General features: G+C 66.6%; 19 protein-coding genes. 10 read left to right on the top strand and 9 right to left on the bottom strand.

Annotation, left to right across the window (positions count from 1 at the left end):
* Window positions 1-387, bottom strand: a complete 387-nt coding sequence (locus BKG60_RS25550; protein ID WP_165617723.1) for a globin — start codon at window positions 385-387, stop codon at window positions 1-3.
* Window positions 388-549: 162 nt separating this feature from the next.
* Between BKG60_RS25550 and BKG60_RS25555 the strand changes: the two genes are divergently transcribed.
* Genes BKG60_RS25555 through BKG60_RS25565 form a run of 3 tightly spaced genes read left to right on the top strand, consistent with a single transcriptional unit; the run spans window position 550 to window position 1,952 of the window.
* On the top strand, window positions 550-1,194 hold the full coding sequence (locus tag BKG60_RS25555) for an HNH endonuclease (RefSeq protein ID WP_070189005.1): 645 nt from the start codon (window positions 550-552) through the stop codon (window positions 1,192-1,194).
* Window positions 1,195-1,252: 58 nt separating this feature from the next.
* On the top strand, window positions 1,253-1,486 hold the full coding sequence (gene ctaJ / locus BKG60_RS25560) for an aa3-type cytochrome oxidase subunit CtaJ (protein WP_070189006.1): 234 nt from the start codon (window positions 1,253-1,255) through the stop codon (window positions 1,484-1,486).
* Window positions 1,473-1,952, top strand: coding sequence for a DUF5130 domain-containing protein (locus BKG60_RS25565; protein WP_070189007.1), 480 nt, complete (start codon window positions 1,473-1,475; stop codon window positions 1,950-1,952). Before ctaJ ends, BKG60_RS25565 begins: the two co-directional genes overlap by 14 nt.
* Before the next feature lie 90 nt (window positions 1,953-2,042).
* Here BKG60_RS25565 and BKG60_RS25570 read toward each other — a convergent pair whose 3' ends face one another.
* The 3 genes from BKG60_RS25570 to BKG60_RS25580 all read right to left on the bottom strand — a co-directional run bounded on the left by BKG60_RS25570 (window position 2,043) and on the right by BKG60_RS25580 (window position 5,510).
* Window positions 2,043-2,384 (bottom strand): HNH endonuclease, encoded by a 342-nt coding sequence (locus BKG60_RS25570; protein WP_070189008.1) that lies wholly within the window; start codon window positions 2,382-2,384, stop codon window positions 2,043-2,045.
* 91 nt (window positions 2,385-2,475) lie between these two features.
* Window positions 2,476-5,067, bottom strand: coding sequence for an aminopeptidase N (pepN, locus tag BKG60_RS25575; RefSeq protein ID WP_070943486.1), 2,592 nt, complete (start codon window positions 5,065-5,067; stop codon window positions 2,476-2,478).
* Between the two features lie 38 nt (window positions 5,068-5,105).
* A complete protein-coding gene (locus tag BKG60_RS25580; RefSeq protein ID WP_070189010.1) occupies window positions 5,106-5,510 on the bottom strand; it encodes a DUF732 domain-containing protein in 405 nt (134 codons plus the stop codon).
* A 280-nt stretch (window positions 5,511-5,790) separates the two neighbouring features.
* Between BKG60_RS25580 and BKG60_RS25585 the strand changes: the two genes are divergently transcribed.
* The 6 genes from BKG60_RS25585 to BKG60_RS25610 all read left to right on the top strand — a co-directional run bounded on the left by BKG60_RS25585 (window position 5,791) and on the right by BKG60_RS25610 (window position 10,572).
* Window positions 5,791-6,399 carry a mycothiol-dependent nitroreductase Rv2466c family protein gene (locus BKG60_RS25585; protein WP_070189011.1) on the top strand — a complete coding sequence of 203 codons (609 nt, stop codon included), beginning with the start codon at window positions 5,791-5,793 and terminating at the stop codon, window positions 6,397-6,399.
* A gap of 67 nt (window positions 6,400-6,466) precedes the next feature.
* Entirely contained in the window at window positions 6,467-7,864 is a 1,398-nt protein-coding gene (locus tag BKG60_RS25590) for a purine-cytosine permease family protein (RefSeq protein ID WP_070189012.1), read from the top strand.
* Complete coding sequence (locus tag BKG60_RS25595; protein WP_070189013.1) at window positions 7,861-8,301, top strand: nucleoside deaminase; 441 nt, start codon at window positions 7,861-7,863, stop codon at window positions 8,299-8,301. Before BKG60_RS25590 ends, BKG60_RS25595 begins: the two co-directional genes overlap by 4 nt.
* Entirely contained in the window at window positions 8,298-9,257 is a 960-nt protein-coding gene (locus BKG60_RS25600) for an isopenicillin N synthase family dioxygenase (protein ID WP_070189014.1), read from the top strand. The genes BKG60_RS25595 and BKG60_RS25600 overlap by 4 nt, the downstream gene beginning before the upstream one ends.
* A 37-nt stretch (window positions 9,258-9,294) precedes the next feature.
* Window positions 9,295-9,774: a ribose-5-phosphate isomerase gene (locus BKG60_RS25605; protein WP_019348553.1), complete on the top strand. Its 480-nt coding sequence runs from the start codon at window positions 9,295-9,297 to the stop codon at window positions 9,772-9,774.
* 3 nt (window positions 9,775-9,777) lie between these two features.
* Window positions 9,778-10,572, top strand: a complete 795-nt coding sequence (locus tag BKG60_RS25610; RefSeq protein ID WP_070189015.1) for an Fpg/Nei family DNA glycosylase — start codon at window positions 9,778-9,780, stop codon at window positions 10,570-10,572.
* A gap of 19 nt (window positions 10,573-10,591) precedes the next feature.
* Here the strand turns inward: BKG60_RS25610 and BKG60_RS25615 are convergent, their stop codons facing one another.
* The 5 genes from BKG60_RS25615 to BKG60_RS25635 form a co-directional block, all read right to left on the bottom strand.
* Window positions 10,592-11,407, bottom strand: a complete 816-nt coding sequence (locus BKG60_RS25615; RefSeq protein ID WP_070189016.1) for a hypothetical protein — start codon at window positions 11,405-11,407, stop codon at window positions 10,592-10,594.
* A 51-nt stretch (window positions 11,408-11,458) separates the two neighbouring features.
* Window positions 11,459-12,640, bottom strand: a complete 1,182-nt coding sequence (locus BKG60_RS25620) for a serine hydrolase domain-containing protein (RefSeq protein ID WP_070189017.1) — start codon at window positions 12,638-12,640, stop codon at window positions 11,459-11,461.
* A 243-nt stretch (window positions 12,641-12,883) separates the two neighbouring features.
* The gene (locus BKG60_RS25625) at window positions 12,884-13,504 is read right to left on the bottom strand and encodes a maleylpyruvate isomerase family mycothiol-dependent enzyme (protein ID WP_070943485.1); all 621 of its coding nucleotides are present in this window, start codon (window positions 13,502-13,504) and stop codon (window positions 12,884-12,886) included.
* A gap of 4 nt (window positions 13,505-13,508) precedes the next feature.
* Window positions 13,509-14,021, bottom strand: coding sequence for an MmpS family transport accessory protein (locus BKG60_RS25630; protein WP_070189019.1), 513 nt, complete (start codon window positions 14,019-14,021; stop codon window positions 13,509-13,511).
* A gap of 266 nt (window positions 14,022-14,287) precedes the next feature.
* On the bottom strand, window positions 14,288-14,569 hold the full coding sequence (locus BKG60_RS25635; protein WP_070189020.1) for a GlsB/YeaQ/YmgE family stress response membrane protein: 282 nt from the start codon (window positions 14,567-14,569) through the stop codon (window positions 14,288-14,290).
* A 166-nt stretch (window positions 14,570-14,735) separates the two neighbouring features.
* Here BKG60_RS25635 and BKG60_RS32125 point away from each other — a divergent pair, with 166 nt between their 5' ends.
* A complete protein-coding gene (locus BKG60_RS32125) occupies window positions 14,736-14,882 on the top strand; it encodes a hypothetical protein (protein WP_165617715.1) in 147 nt (48 codons plus the stop codon).
* The last annotated feature ends 328 nt before the right edge of the window (window positions 14,883-15,210 follow it).

The raw sequence follows: 15,210 nt of genomic DNA on the forward strand, positions 1-15,210 counted from the left end.
TCAGAACGCCGAGTTCACCATCGAGTCTGCGGCCATGTTCAGGTAATCCAGCAGCGCGCGCCGGTGCGGGTCGTCGAGCGTCTCCGAGTCGATCGAGGCCACCGCGGTGTGCATGCAGCGCAGCCAGGCGTCGCGCTCGAGGTAGCCGATCCGGAACGGGGCGTGCCGCATCCGCAGCCGCGGGTGGCCGCGCTGGTCGGAGTACGTCCGGGGCCCACCCCAGTACTGCTCGAGGAACATCCGCAGCCGCTCCTCGGCGCCGTCGATGTCGTCCTCGGGATACAACGGCAGCAGAATCTCGTCCTCGCGGACCAGCTCATAGAACCTTGACACGATCGCTGCGAACGTCTCGTGGCCCCCGACTTCGTCGTAGAAAGATCGCTGCACCTGTGTCACGTCACTCATTGTGGTCCATTGTGGCCCGACGGCACGTCCGGGCCGGTCACGGCACTGTGGTCACCTGGTGTTCATTGGACTGACCTGCGAACACACAAAGAATTTTCGTGCGTATCTCCTTGATCCGTGGTGGACTGTCTCCTCGGAGGCTCCATGGCGCACAGCAAAAAAAGCCATATGCGACGGACCGGCCACATTCCCGGCCCATCGGGACCCCATGTGCCAAATCGGCCCTTGCACAGCGTCGAGGCCCTGCCTACGACCAATCCCGACGCCTCCCTGTGGGGCCGCCGCCGGGTGCTGCTGCTGAACTCCACCTACGAACCGCTGACCGCATTGCCACTGCGGCGGGCGGTGATCATGGTGATGTGCGGCAAGGCCGACGTCGTGCACGACGACCCGTCCGGGCCGGTCATCCACTCGGCCACCCGCACCATCGTGGTGCCCTCGGTGATCCGGCTGCGCACCTACGTGCGGGTGCCGTATCGGGCCCGCATCCCGATGACCCGCGCTGCGCTCATGCACCGTGACCGCTTCCGCTGTGCGTACTGCGGCGGGCGGGCCGACACCGTCGACCACGTCATTCCGCGTAGCCGCGGTGGCGAGCATTCCTGGGAGAACTGCGTCGCGGCGTGCGCGGCGTGCAACCACCGCAAAGCCGACCGGCTGCTGGCCGAACTGGGCTGGACACTGCGGTGTGTGCCGATGCCGCCGAAGGGTCAGCATTGGCGACTGCTGTCCACGATCAAGGAGCTCGACCCGGCCTGGGTGCGCTATCTCGGAGAAGGTGCGGCCTGACGTCGTGTTGCCGGGCACTCTCGGCGCGTCGGCGCATTGCGGCTGATACGGTTTGCGCGTGAGCACAGCACTTACCCATTCCCTCCTCGGAGGGGTTCCGCTGGTGTTGTTCGTGGTCCTGGCGTTGATCTACCTGACCCGCAAGGGACCGCACCCGGCTACCTACAAGATGTCCGAGCCGTGGACCCACGAGCCCATTCTGTGGGCTGCCGAGGAGCCGCAGGATCACGGGCACGGCGGGCATGATTCGCACGGCGTGACGATCGGAGGCGGCGCAAGTGGCAAGTGGTGAAGTGACAACTGCGACCCGGACGTCCTCGGATTTGGACCTGCCCTACGGCTACGCGCTGACCTACAGCGGTCGGATCTCCGGGGTTACCGAGCCCGGTGAGCTCTCGGTGCACTACCCGTTCCCGACGATGGATCTGGTCGTGCTCGACGATGCGCTGAAGTACGGCTCGAGGGCGGCCAAGGCTCGGTTCGCCGTCTACATCGGACCGCTGGGCGCCGACACCGCGGCCACGGCACGCGAGATCCTGGCCAAGGTCCCGACCCCCGACAACGCGGTGCTGCTCGCGGTCTCACCCGACCAGCATGCGATCGAGGTGGTCTACGGCGCCGACGTCAAAGGCCGTGGCATCGAAGAGGCCGCCCCGCTGGGCGTCTCGGCGGCTGCCGCCTCCTTCAAGGAAGGCAACTTGATCGACGGTCTGATCAGCGCCGTACGGGTGCTGTCGGCCGGCGTCTCGCCTGCCTAGTCCTATTCACCTTCACCGCGAGCGCGCGTGTCTGTTGCCCGACACGCCGCTCGCGGTCGGCGTTTTGCGCACGCTCGCGCAGCGCCGCGATCACTGCGCCAGGCCGGCCCGGATCTCCACGTAGCGCGTCAAGAACGCACGCTCGTCGAGCCGTTTGCGCCGCATCCAGGTGCTGACCTCGAAGTTGCACTTGCTGGCGTTGCAGGATGCGCAGGCCGGCACCACGTTGTCCGCCGTGTAGCGCCCACCCCGCGAGATCGCCATCACGCAATCTTTCTGGAACGGCCCGCCGGTGCTGCCGCAGTACGCGCACCCGCCCCAAGCGGCCTTCAGCGTCTCCCACTGGTCGTCGGTGAGATCGTGCACCACGAGATCCATCCGGCGCTTGCGCTTGCGTGCAGCCCGTGCCGCGCGGGTTCGACTGACTGCCATCGGCACAGCGTATGACCGCGAGCGTGCGCAGAATGCTGCTCTGACACGGCGTGTCGTGCAGCAGACGCGCACCCTCGCGGTGCCGGGGAAACTAGCTGACGTCGAAGGCGCGGGCGCACAGGGAACGCTCCACACCGGCACGGCCTTCGACCACCAGGCGGCGCAGCGCCGGCGGCACCTCAGGATCGGACAGGAACGCGTCCGCCGCGTCGAGCCCGTTCTGGCTGATGTCCCAGGACGGGTACAGCCCGATCACCACGGTCTGGGCGACCTCGCTGGACCGCCGCTCCCACACCCCGGAGATCGCCGCGAAGTAGCGCGTGGTGAACGGCGCCAACAACTCTGACTGGCCGGGCTGCACGAAACCGCCCACGATTGCACGGGTGGTGATGTTGGCGATCGTGTCGTCCTCGATGACCTGCTCCCACGCCGCGGACTTCACCTCGTCCTGCGGGCGGGCGGCCGAGGCCGCCGCGGCGTGCCGCTTGCCGGCCGCGGTCGGATCGTTGGAGGCCTCGGCGTCGATGAACGGCGTCTCGGGCCCGTCAGCGTCGATCTCGCCGGTGCGGGCCAGTGCGGTGACGATCCGCCAGCGCAGATCGGTGTCGATCACCAGGCCCGGCAGGTTCACCGCAGCGGGTTCGTTGTCGAGCAGACTCGACAGCACCGCGACGTGGTTCGGTGACAGGACCGAGGCGCACAGCGCGTTGACGAATGCGAGCTGGTGGTCCGAACCCGGCGCGGACGTGCCGGCCAGATCGAGCAGTGCGTCTCCGAATGCGGGCCAGCCGATTTCGGCCGACCAGGAGGGATCGGCGTAGGAACTCAGTGCGGTCTGTGCCTGCATGAGCAGTCGCTGCGCGACACCGACCTCGGTCTCGGCGTGCACTCCGCTCATCACCAGGGCGACGAAGTCACGGGCCTTCATCTCGGCCTCGCGGGTCATCTCCCAGGCCGCCGACCAGGCCAGCGTGCGGGGGAGCGGATCGGCGATGTCGGCAATGCGTGAGAGCACGGTCGACAGCGAGGCCGGATCCAGCCGCAGTGAGCAGTAGGTCAGGTCGTCGTCGTTGACCAGGATCAGCTTTCCGCGCGAAACGCCTACCAGCGCAGGAACTTCGGTGATCGGGCCTTCGACGTCGAGCTCTTCGCGGTGGACGCGCACAAGCTTGCCCGAGCCGGCCGGGTCATCGTCGTAGATCCCGACGGCCAACCGGTGCACCCGGGTCTCCCCGCCGCCCGGAGTCGCACCTGACTGGGCGACGGCGAACCGGGCGAACGCACCCGACTCGTCGACGTCGAAGTCAGCCCGCAGCGTGTTCAAACCGGTTGTCTTGAGCCATTGTCGACCCCAACCCGACAGGTCACGGCCGGATGCCTTTTCCAAGGCGCCCAACAGATCTCCGAACGTGGCATTGGCGAACGCATGGTCGCGGAAGTAGTCCCGCAGCCCGGACAGGAACTCTTCGAGCCCGACGTAGGCCACCAGCTGCTTGAGCACCGAGGCGCCCTTGGCGTAGGTGATGCCGTCGAAGTTGACCTCGACGGCGGCCAGGTCCGGGATGTCGGCGGCCACCGGATGGGTCGAGGGAAGCTGATCCTGCCGGTAGGCCCAGGACTTCTCCACGTTGGCGAATGTGGTCCATGCCGTGTCGTATTCGGTGGCCTCGGCCTGACACAGCACCGACGCGAACGTCGCGAAGGACTCGTTGAGCCACAGGTCGTCCCACCACTGCATGGTGACCAGGTCGCCGAACCACATGTGCGCCATCTCGTGCAGCACGGTCTCGGCGCGGCGCTCGTAGGAAGCCCGGGTCACCTTGGACCGGAAGACATAATCCTCCAGGAAGGTCACCGCACCGGCGTTCTCCATGGCGCCGGCGTTGAACTCGGGCACGAACAACTGGTCGTACTTGCCGAACGCGTACGGTGTGCCGAAATTGGAGTGGTAGAAGCCGAAACCTTGCTTGGTCTCGGTGAAAAGCCGCTCGGCATCCATGAATTCGGCCAGCGAGGCCCGGCAGAAGATACCCAGCGGAATCTCGCCGTGGGTGTCGGAGTAGGAGTCGCGCCACACCGCGTACGGACCGGCGATCAACGCCGCCAGGTAGGTGCTCATCTTCGGGGTGGTGGCGAAGGTGTGCACGGTGCCCGCCCCGGCGGGTTCGGCGCCCACGGTCGCCCCGTTGGAGATCACCTGCCAATGCGACGGTGCGGTGACCTGCACGTCGAACGTGGCTTTGAGGTCGGGCTGGTCGAAGCAGGCGAACATCCGCTTGGCGTCGGCGGTCTCGAACTGCGAGTACAGGTAAACCTCGTCGTCGACGGGGTCGACGAACCGGTGCAGGCCCTCACCGGTGTTCGAGTACAGGCAGTCGGCGTCGACCACCAGAACGTTGTGCGCGGCCAGGCCGGACAGCGCGATGCCCGTCGACTCGTCGTAGCCGGAGACGTCCAGTGCGACGCCGTTGAGCGTTGCGCTGCGAACGGTCTCGGCCGCCAGGTCGATGACGGTGTCGGCGCCGGCGAGTGCGTCGAACGTCACAGTCGTGGTGGACCGAAAAGTGCGTTCGCCGGGGTTGCCGTTGCCGTCGGTGAGGTCGAGCACGACGCGGTAGTTGTCGACAGTGACCAGAGCGGCGCGCTCGACGGCCTGATCGCGAGTGAGATTGGGAAGTGCCACCCGTCCAACCTAGTGGCTGGACGTCGACAAGATCCGGCCTACTGCGGGAAGCCGGCGATCCCGGCGAGTCCGTTCAGCGCGCCGAGGTTGTTCAGGATCGAACCGTCGCTGATCGACGACATCATCTGCGGGCAGTACATCTGGATGGCGATGCCGGTGAAGAATGACGCCATCTGTGGTGACATGCCGCCGTCGCCGCGCATCTGGGAAGCCACCGACGCGAAATCCTTGCCCGGTTCGACCAGCATCGGGCACACGTCCTGGCCCATCTGAACGGCGGCGTTGGGATCGCCGTAATTCACTCCGGCCGTGTTCAGCGCGTCCAGGAACGAGGTGTCGGTCGGATCGACCGGGGCCGGGACGGGATCTGCCTGCGCGGGGATTGCCAGCGCGAGGGCGGCGGCAACGGCGCCTGCGGTCGCCAGGAAGGCACGAGCGGCCATATTGAGCTCCTCAGCTATCACGCAGAACCCTTATATCGCTCTGCTCACTTGGGCAACAGTGGTTTACCAGGGTCACAGGAACAACACGTTTCGATAAAGGTTCACGCACTATGCGTTTCCTGTGCTGCTGCCGTGACTTCGACATGCTCGCCGGCATGTCAGCCACCAATGTTGTCGTAAACCGCCCCCGGATAGTTACTCGTGTCGGGAACATCCCGGTGCGGGTACACAGTTGTGCTGGGTGCAGTTGTGCCCTGAACCACATCGAGAGGACGCATAGATGGCTCAGAACGATGTCGCGGGATTCTGGTTCGACCCGCTGTGCCCGTGGTGCTGGATCACCTCCCGGTGGATCCTCGAAGTCGAGAAGGTCCGCGACATCGACGTGCAGTTCCACGTCATGAGCCTGGCGGTGCTCAACGAGGGCCGCGACCTGCCGGAGAACTATCAGGAACTGATGAAGAAGGCGTGGGGCCCGGTCCGGGTCGCGATCGCCGCCGAGCAGCTCAAGGGACCCGAGATCCTCGGACCGCTCTACACCGCGATGGGCGTCCGGATTCACAACCAGGACAACAAGGACCTCGACCAGGTGATCGCACAGTCGCTCGAGGAGGTCGGCCTGCCCGCCGAGCTGGCCGAGGCCGCCACCACCGACAAATACGACGAGGCGCTGCGCAAGAGCCATCACGAGGGCATGGACGCCGTCGGAGACGACGTCGGCACCCCGACCATCCATGTCAACGGTGTCGCGTTCTTCGGACCGGTGCTCTCGAAGATCCCGCGCGGTGAAGAGGCCGGCAAGCTCTGGGATGCGTCGGTGACGTTCGCGTCGTACCCGCATTTCTGGGAGCTCAAGCGGTCCCGCACGGAGGCACCCCAGTTCGACTGAGGGGTGAACCGCACCCAAAATCGCGATTCCGGTTGCGTAACACCGCGGCTCACGCCACGGTGTACGGATGACAGCGGCTGAGCCCAGTACCGACGGTTCCTACCGCGACCGGATCGCAGCTGTCGAGCCGGGCGGCAACGAGCACATCGCCGAGGCCGACCGGCACGGTAAGCCCAGCCAGTTGTTCTGGACATGGACGTCGCCGAACCTGGAGTTCGCCACGATCTTCCTGGGCGTGCTGGCGGTCTCCGTCTACGGCATGACGTTCTGGCAGGCGGTGGCCGGACTGGGAATCGGCACCGGTCTGGGCGCGCTCGCGCACTACTTCCTGTCCAAGCGCGGGCCCCTGCACGGTGTCCCGCAGATGGTGCTGGGCCGGTTGGCGTTCGGCTTCAGGGGCAACGCCGTGCCCTCGCTGCTGATGACGGTGACCGCGGGCATCGGGTGGTTCGCCACCAACAGTGTCAGTGGCGCATTCGCGCTTTCCACGCTGTTCGGTGTCGCGCCGGTGCTGGCGCTGGTGCTCGTCGTCGTGGTGCAGACCGCGCTGGCGGTGTTCGGGCACAACCTGGTTCAGGCGTTCGAGCGGTGGGCTTTCCCGGTGCTCGCGGTCATTTTCGCGATCACCTCGGTGGTGATCTTGGCCAAGGCCGACCTCGGCGCGCCCGCGGTCACCGGTGGTGTCGGCGGCATGGGTGGCTTCCTGCTGACCGTGGGCACCGCGTTCGGATACGTCGCCGGGTGGGCGCCGTACGCCGCCGACTACACGCGCTACCTGCCGCGGGCCGAGGCCCGGCCAGGCACCGGGTTTTTCGCTGCCGCAGGGCTGTTCGTGTCCTGCATGGTGCTCCAGACCGTGGGTGCGGCCTCGGTGACCATCGGCCCCGCGGTTTCGGACAATCCGACCACGGCATTCACCTCGGAGCTGGCGCCGTGGCTGGCGAGCCTGACCCTGTTGGCGATCGCCATCGGCGCGGTGGCGGCAAATGCGATCAACATCTATTCGGGCGCAATGGCTTTCGTGACCATCGGGATCAAACTGCCGCATCACATCGCCCGGGCCCTGGCGACCGCGTTCTTCGGGGTGGTCGGCTTCCTCATCGCGTGGTGGGCGCTGGCCGACGCCGCCGCGAGCTACGAAGCGTTCCTGCTGATCATCGCGTACTGGATCGGACCGTGGCTGGGCGTGGTGTTCGCCGACGAGTACCTGCGCGGCGATGCGCCGGTCGCGCACTTTCTCTACGACCGGTCCTACACCAACTGGCCGGGTTTGGTGTCGTTCCTCATCGGCCTGGTGGTGTCGGTGACATTGTTCTGCAACCAGGCGAAGTTCGTCGGCTATATCGCGCGGGAGGTTCCGCAGCTCGGCGACATCACATTCTTCGTCGGCTTCCTCATGGCCGGTGCCTGTTACCTCGTGCTGTGCCGGTCGAAACTCACCGCGGAACGGACGGTGGCCGTATGACCCCCGAACAGATGCTCGACATCGCCGTCGAGGAGGCCCGGAAAGGGTTGGCCGAGGGCGGGATTCCGATCGGCGCGGCCCTGTTCAGCTCGGACGGAACCCTGCTGGGCGCCGGTCACAATCGGCGCGTGCAGAACGACGACCCGTCGATCCACGCCGAGACCGACGCTTTCCGCGCGGCCGGCCGTCAGCGCGGCTACCGCACCACGACCATGGTGACGACGCTCTCGCCATGCTGGTACTGCAGCGGGCTGGTGCGCCAGTTCAACATCGGCGCCGTGGTGATCGGCGAAAGCCGGACCTTCACCGGCGGTCACGACTGGCTGGCCGAGCACGGGGTTGCCGTTACCCTGCTCGACGATGAGCGCTGCGTGGCGATGATGGAGGACTTCATCGCCGAGCGGCCGGACCTGTGGGCGGAGGACATCGGGGAATGAGTGCCATTGTCACTGTGGACATGTCGCGCTGGTACGCCGGCGGGGCCGAGGCCGACGCGGTTGCCGCCGAGGTCGACGCCGGGCTGCAGCGCGCCGGGTTCATCGTCGTCACCGGCCACGGCGTGGACCCCGACCTCGCGGCCAAGGTTCGTGCAGCCAGCCGGGAGTTCTTCGCGCTGCCCGACCACATCAAGCAGGGCTACTCGGTACCGGTCGGCGGGCACGGCTGGATCGGGCCGGGGGCCGAGGCCAACGGCTACGCGGAAGGTACCGAGACGCCGCCCGACCTGAAGGAGAGCTACAGCCTGGGCGCCGAAACGACGACGGGTGACCCCGAGGTCGACCGGACCTGGTTCGCGCCCAACGTGTGGCCGGCCGAGGTGCCCGCGCTGCAGGCATTGGTCGACGAGTACACCACCGCGATGCGGAAGCTGTCCGACGACCTACTGGCCTTGTTCGCCCACGCTCTCGGGCTGACCGTCAATCCTTTTGTCGCCCTGGCAGACCGGCCGACCTGGACCATGAACATCAACCACTATCCGCCGGTCAGCGTGGTGGGGGAGCCTGAGCCGGGCCAGTTCCGCATCGGCCCGCACACCGACTTCGGCACGGTGACCGTCCTGGACCGCGAACCGGGGGCCGGCGGACTGCAGGTCTACTCCGAGCAGGAGGGCTGGGAGGACGCGCCGTGGGAGCCCGGATCGCTCACGGTCAACATCGGTGACCTCTTGGAGTATTGGAGTGGACGGCGCTGGCCGTCGGGCCGCCACCGCGTACTGCCGCCGCAGGCGTACGCTCCCGAAGAAGACCTGGTTTCGCTGATCTACTTCTACGAGGCCAACCACGACGCAGTCGTCACCCCGCTGGAGCCGCCCGTCGGCAGGGTCGGCGGCCTGGAGCCCGTGACGTCGTCGGCCTTCATCAAGGAACGCCTGGACGCCATCACCCTCGGTTAGCTCTGGGCGTGCGGTGGCGTCTGCGAGAATGACCGCCATGCGCGTTTATATCGGTGCCGACCACGCCGGATTCGAGTTCAAGCAGACCATCATCGAGCACCTCAAGAAGACCGGTCACGAGCCGATCGACTGTGGTGCCTACACCTACGACGCCGATGACGACTATCCGGCGTTCTGCATCGACGCAGCGGTCAAGACAGTCGCCGATCCGGGCAGCCTGGGCATCGTGCTCGGCGGTTCCGGCAACGGTGAGCAGATCGCCGCCAACAAAGTGCCCGGTGCCCGCTGTGCCCTGGCCTGGAGCGTCGAGACCGCCAAGCTGGCCCGCGAACACAACAACGCGCAACTGATGGGTCTGGGCGGACGTATGCACACCGAGGAAGAGGCGCTGGCGATCGTCGACGCGTTCCTGTCGACGCCGTGGTCGGAGGCCGAGCGCCACCAGCGCCGCATCGACATCCTGGCCGCCTACGAGAAGGATCACGTCGCCCCGCCGGTTCCCGGCGCGCCCGCCTGACCCATGCCCGAAGGGCACACCCTGCACCGGCTGGCCCGGCTGCACCAGAAGCGGTTCGGCCGGGCGCCGGTGGTGGTGTCCAGTCCGCAGGGCCGCTTCACCGACGGTGCGGCCGCGGTCAACGGCCAGGTGTTCAAACAGGCCGACGCCTGGGGCAAGCACCTGTTCCACCACTACGCCGGCGGACACGTCGTGCACATCCATCTCGGTCTGTACGGGACCTTCACCGAGGCACCGATTCCGCTGGGGCTGCCCGTCGGCCAGGTGCGGATGCGGATCGTGGGCAGCGAGTACGGCACCGACCTGCGTGGCCCCACCGTGTGTGAGGTGATCACCGAACCCGAGATCGCCGATGTGGTGGCCCGTCTGGGCCCCGACCCGCTGCGCAAAGATGCCGATCCCGCGCTGGCCTGGAAACGAATCAGCAAGTCGCGCAGGTCAATCGGTGCCCTGTTGATGGACCAGGCGGTGATCGCCGGCGTCGGCAACGTGTACCGCAGCGAGCTGCTGTTCCGGCATCACATCGACCCGTACCGACCGGGCACGCTGTTGGGGCAGGACGAATTCGGCGCCATGTGGACCGATCTCGTCGAGCTGATGAAGGTCGGGGTGCGCCGGGGCAAGATCGTCGTCGTCCGCCCCGAGCACGATCACGGTGCCCCGTCCTACGGTCCGGGCCGGCCCCGCACCTACGTCTATCGCCGGGCGGGCGAGGCCTGCCGGGTGTGCGGCGCGACGGTGCGCACCGCGGAACTGGAGGCCCGCAACCTGTTCTGGTGCCCCGACTGCCAGGTGTGAGCCGGTTGCTCGGCGGAGGTCAGAAACCCCCGAAATCGCCACCGAAGTCGCCGAATCCGCCGCCGTCGAAGCCACCGCCATCCCAACCGCCGGTGTCCGTGCCGCCCCAGTCGCCACCACCGTCAGCGCCGCCATCGAATCCACCCGAGTCCTGACCCGCGGCGAAACCGTCGGAATAGCCGTCGCCGTAACCGCTCTCGAAACCCTGTGCGCCGTAGTCGACTCCGTGCATACCGGAGAACATCGCGTCGAACAGCAGAACCGAGCCCAGACCCCAGGCGCCGGCCACCAGGGCCGGCTTCCACCAGGGTTCGGAATACCAACCGGCGGGCACCGGGCGTCCGGCGACCCGGCCGCCGGGGTAGTAGTTCGGGGTGCGCTGTGACGGGTTCGGCGAGGCCTCGACCTCGCGGCCCTCGAAGTTGATCCGACGGTCCTCGGTCACCGCCCCGGCCGAACGCTGCCCGGTCAACGACTCCAGCTCGGGGCCGGGATCCATGCCCATGGCGGTACGGGCCGCGCGCACATAGTAGAGGCCCTCGATGGCACTCTCCTTGGCCAGCGCGGCCTGCTTGGCGGTGGTGGCCTGATCGATCTGTGAGGACGCCGCGGTGTAACGCTCGGAGGCGTCGGCCAACGCCTGCTTGGACGCATCGTCGGAGCCGGTCAGATTGAGCACCTGGCCGCCGAGACGTTCGATCAGCCTGCGGGCGTCGGCCTTGGCGTCAGCCAGCGACTCCGCGGAGCGACGGCCGTTGGCCTTCGACGAGCTGTAGACAGCGAACGCGATCGCGGCGACGACAAGGATGATGAGTACCAGCAAAATGCTGTTCATGGCGTCCAGCGTACCGACGGAAAACGACGCTGCCGGGCCCTCGTAGAGAACTCAAATTACGCCGAGAGCGGAGTACACCTCGTTGGAAAGCGCGACCGTGCGGGGGTCGGCATTGCACTTGGTGGCGTCGAAATAGTTCATCACGTACGCGTAGCCGATCCGATGCTCCAGGTCCACGAATGCGAACGAGCCGCCAGACCCGCCGTGGCCGAAGATGCCGGTGTTGGGCCCTGCCACACCACGCTGGTTGAGCATGTAGCCCAAACCCCAGCCATGGTCGGCGACCCGTGCACCGAGCACCACATCGGCGTCGAATCCGCCCTGCGAGATCCGGCAGCGCTCCATGTGCTCGCGGGTCAGCAGTTTTTCCTGGGCCAGCGCGTTGTAGAACGTCGCCATGCCGAGCGCGGACACGTGCGCGTTGGTGCTCGGAAACTCCGCCGCGCGCCACGCGTCCAGCGCCTGCACGCCCAATTCGTCGTCCGGCACGAAGTCCATCGACACCGCCCAACCGGCCATCGGATGCTCGTGGAGGGAGGCGGGCGGTCGGTGCACCTGATTGTCGGCCAGCAGGCTGCGTACCGACGGTTTGTTCACCATCTCCGCACACCGGTGGTGCTGCCAGGCGGGTAGGCCGATGTGGATGTCGGCGCCCAGCGGTTCGGCCACCTCGGTGCGCAGATAGTGACCGATCGTGCGGCCCGTCACCCGGCGCACGATCTCGCCGAGGATGAAGCCGAAGGTCACCACCTGGTAGCCCTGCGCGCTGCCCGGCGGCCACCATGGCGTCGCGGCGGCGATCCGGGCGCACACCGCATCCCAGTCCGTGACCTGCTGCCAATTCATCGGTTCGCGTGGGCCGATCACACCGGAACGGTGACCCAACACCATCGCGATGGTGATGTCCTGCTTGCCGGCCTGGCCGAACTCGGGCCAATAGCGCGCTACCGGAGCGTCCAGGTCGATCTCGCCACGGTCGGCCAGAAGGTGGATGCAGGTGCTGGCCAGGCCCTTGGAGCCGGAATAGACGCTGGCCAGGGTGTCTTGCTGCCACGGCCGGGTGCCCGCGGCATCGGCCGATCCGCCCCACAGGTTGACCACCAGATCACCCTCGACCCAGACCGCGACCGCGGCGCCAACCTCCCGGCGGTGGGCGAAGTTGTCCTCGAAGGCATCGCGCACCCGGGTGAACTCCGGCGCGCAGGTGCCTGCGATGACGGTCGTGGCGGGCATTCGTCTCCTGCACAGGTGCGGTGGTATTGCGGCAGCGGTGCGTTGTCTGTCAGATTTGCGCTGCCATCTTCAAGATCGGTCGACAGTCCCCACCTGTTACTCACGGTAGGTGGCCGACACCTGTGAAGCACCCCTCCGGCACGGATCGCAAGCCATTCGAGACGGGGGCGTGATGCTCGGGGGCGTTGCCGGCCGCTGATTTGTCGCCGGTTTCGCCGAGAAGATGGCGAGTCGGCGGGCGGTTCAACGGGCGTTCAGCCGCGCCAGACCGGGACCGCCCAACTCGGATGTAACCGCATGGATGCGCCCGGTCATCGCGAGCAACAGCGCTTCGCCCGGTCCGTGCACCTCAGGCCCGCGGCCGGCCGACCAGTCGAGGTCGGTGGCGACCAGGCGCAGACCCCGGGTACGGCGGGCCCCGCCGATCACCGGGCTGACCCGCGCGAACGTGAGGCAAGCCAGCAGCGCATCGGCCGGAATGAGGCGGGGAAGGCTGAGCGGACGCCGGATGTCCTGCTGGTGGATCACGCATTCGATGAGTGCGACCCGGCAGCCGTAGAGTGCGCCCGCGCCAGAGGGGTCTGCGCCCGCCCGCATCAGGTAGCGAAGTTCGTCAGGTCCGGATCCGGCGTTGGCTCGAAGCGCGCGGTCGTTGATCCGGTTCACCTGTCCCCGCGCGGCCAGCATTGCGGCGGTGAGCTGCAGCCGGGTCTGTCCGAGATATGCAATGGTGTGGGCGGCGACGTCGCGGACAGTCCAGTTCGCGCACAATGTCGGCGCCTGCCACTGCCGAGGGCTCAGTGCGTCCAGCAGATCCGCGAATTCCTGGCGTTCCTTGCGGGCCAGGGCGTGGACACTGATCATCCGGTTACCGGAACCGGCTCGCTTCGGGGGTGAACCCGAAACAAACCGCCTGAGAGCCGGCCGAAGAAGTGTTGCTCGTGACCACTTTGCCGTTGACGCGCGTTTCGCACGTAACGGTGTCCCTGCCTGCAGCGGGGAATGCGTCCAAGATGAGTGCTGTAGCGGTGGCACCCGTGAACGTGAGTTCCTTGGTCCAGGGCAGCTGTACGTCCTCCCGAGTGGTGTTGTCGCCGGGCACCGTGTACCGGACCGTCGCGGACTTGCCCGTCCCGGTGACGTGATATGTCACCGTCGCAGGATGGTTCGCTGTCACGACGATGAATGCGATGCCTCCGCCAACGGCCACGACGATGACCGTCACGAGCGCGAGCAGGACCCACAGCCAAGTCTTTTTCTTCTTGGGCGGTAGCGGCGGCGCGTAGTAGCCGGGCGCGTAAGGCTGCCCGGGATAGGGCTGGGGCGGCATATTTGGTGGCGGCATCTGCTGCCAGTCGTTACCGCCCTGCGGATAGTTCATCGGCGCCCCGTTGCTCGAAAACCTGACTCAGTCAACGAGATCTAACCAGATCGTCGTCGAAGCCGGGGTCCAGGCGCCGGCAATTCCGTCGCATGCGCGGCCGAGAACCGCATATTCGTATTCGCGGGCTGCGGTGCGAATTTCGGGATCCGAGATTGTCTGCGGAAAACCACTTGGAGAATACGTATTTTGCTCGGGCGCGGCGTCTGCATAAGCGACTCCGCCGATCGAGGGGGCGAGATCGGCGGAGTCGGTGGGGTAGTTGTTCAGTGGCCGACGGGTGTGCCGCGTCGTCCTGTCAGCGAGGTGTAGATCGCGATCAGCACAATCGCGACGACCACGCCCACCACGAACGGAATGATCGCGAACCCGCCGTTCGAATTGGTGTATCCGACGACCGCGGTGAGCCACGAACCGATCAGGGCTCCGGCAATGCCGAGCACAACCGTCATGAGTGTGCTGACGTTCTGCCTGCCGGGCATGATGAGCCGCGCCAATGCGCCGATAATCGCGCCCACGATGACTGCGGTGATAATTGCTCCGATCATCTCGTTGCCTTTCGTTCAAACCGACTTCTTGCAAGTGGTGTGATACACATCACTGTCCTCCGATTTTCGATAGTCGGCCACTATTGAGACGTGTGCGATATCCGGCAGTGGCCTACTCGTGGGTAATCCGCCGCGGTGCGCGGCGGGGGCGGGATAATGCGGTGCCATGGACGCCGTGCTGTGGGTACTCGTCGCGGTATTCGCCATCGGCGTCGTCGCCGGTGGGTTATTGCGCATTCGTGCCTGGTTGCAAAAGCCGGTGCCGCCCGAGGTGATCGAGGCGGCACACCGCGATGATGAAAAGGACGGCTAGCGGCGTGAGAACCACGCTCGGAGTAGCCCTCGCCGCAGCCGTGCTGGCGCTCGGGTCGCCGGCCGCCCGCGCCGATCGGGTCGAACCGCCGCCGATATACAAGTCCTACGACTTGTCCATCGACTTCTCGAAGCAGACATTCGATGGAACGCCGACACCGATGAAATCGATGACGGTGCCCGCCGAATTCACCACGCATTGTGACCGGATTCTTGGGCGCAAGCCTCGGACTTCAGTCCGGGGTGAGCCCATCCCGTTTGTCGGCGGGCGTAGCCCGGCGTTCAAGGTGGTCGGGCTTGTCCGTCGATGTATTGCTTGATGATCGACA

This window comes from Mycobacterium syngnathidarum (genome assembly GCF_001942625.1).
In the GTDB taxonomy this organism is placed as follows: domain Bacteria; phylum Actinomycetota; class Actinomycetes; order Mycobacteriales; family Mycobacteriaceae; genus Mycobacterium; species Mycobacterium syngnathidarum.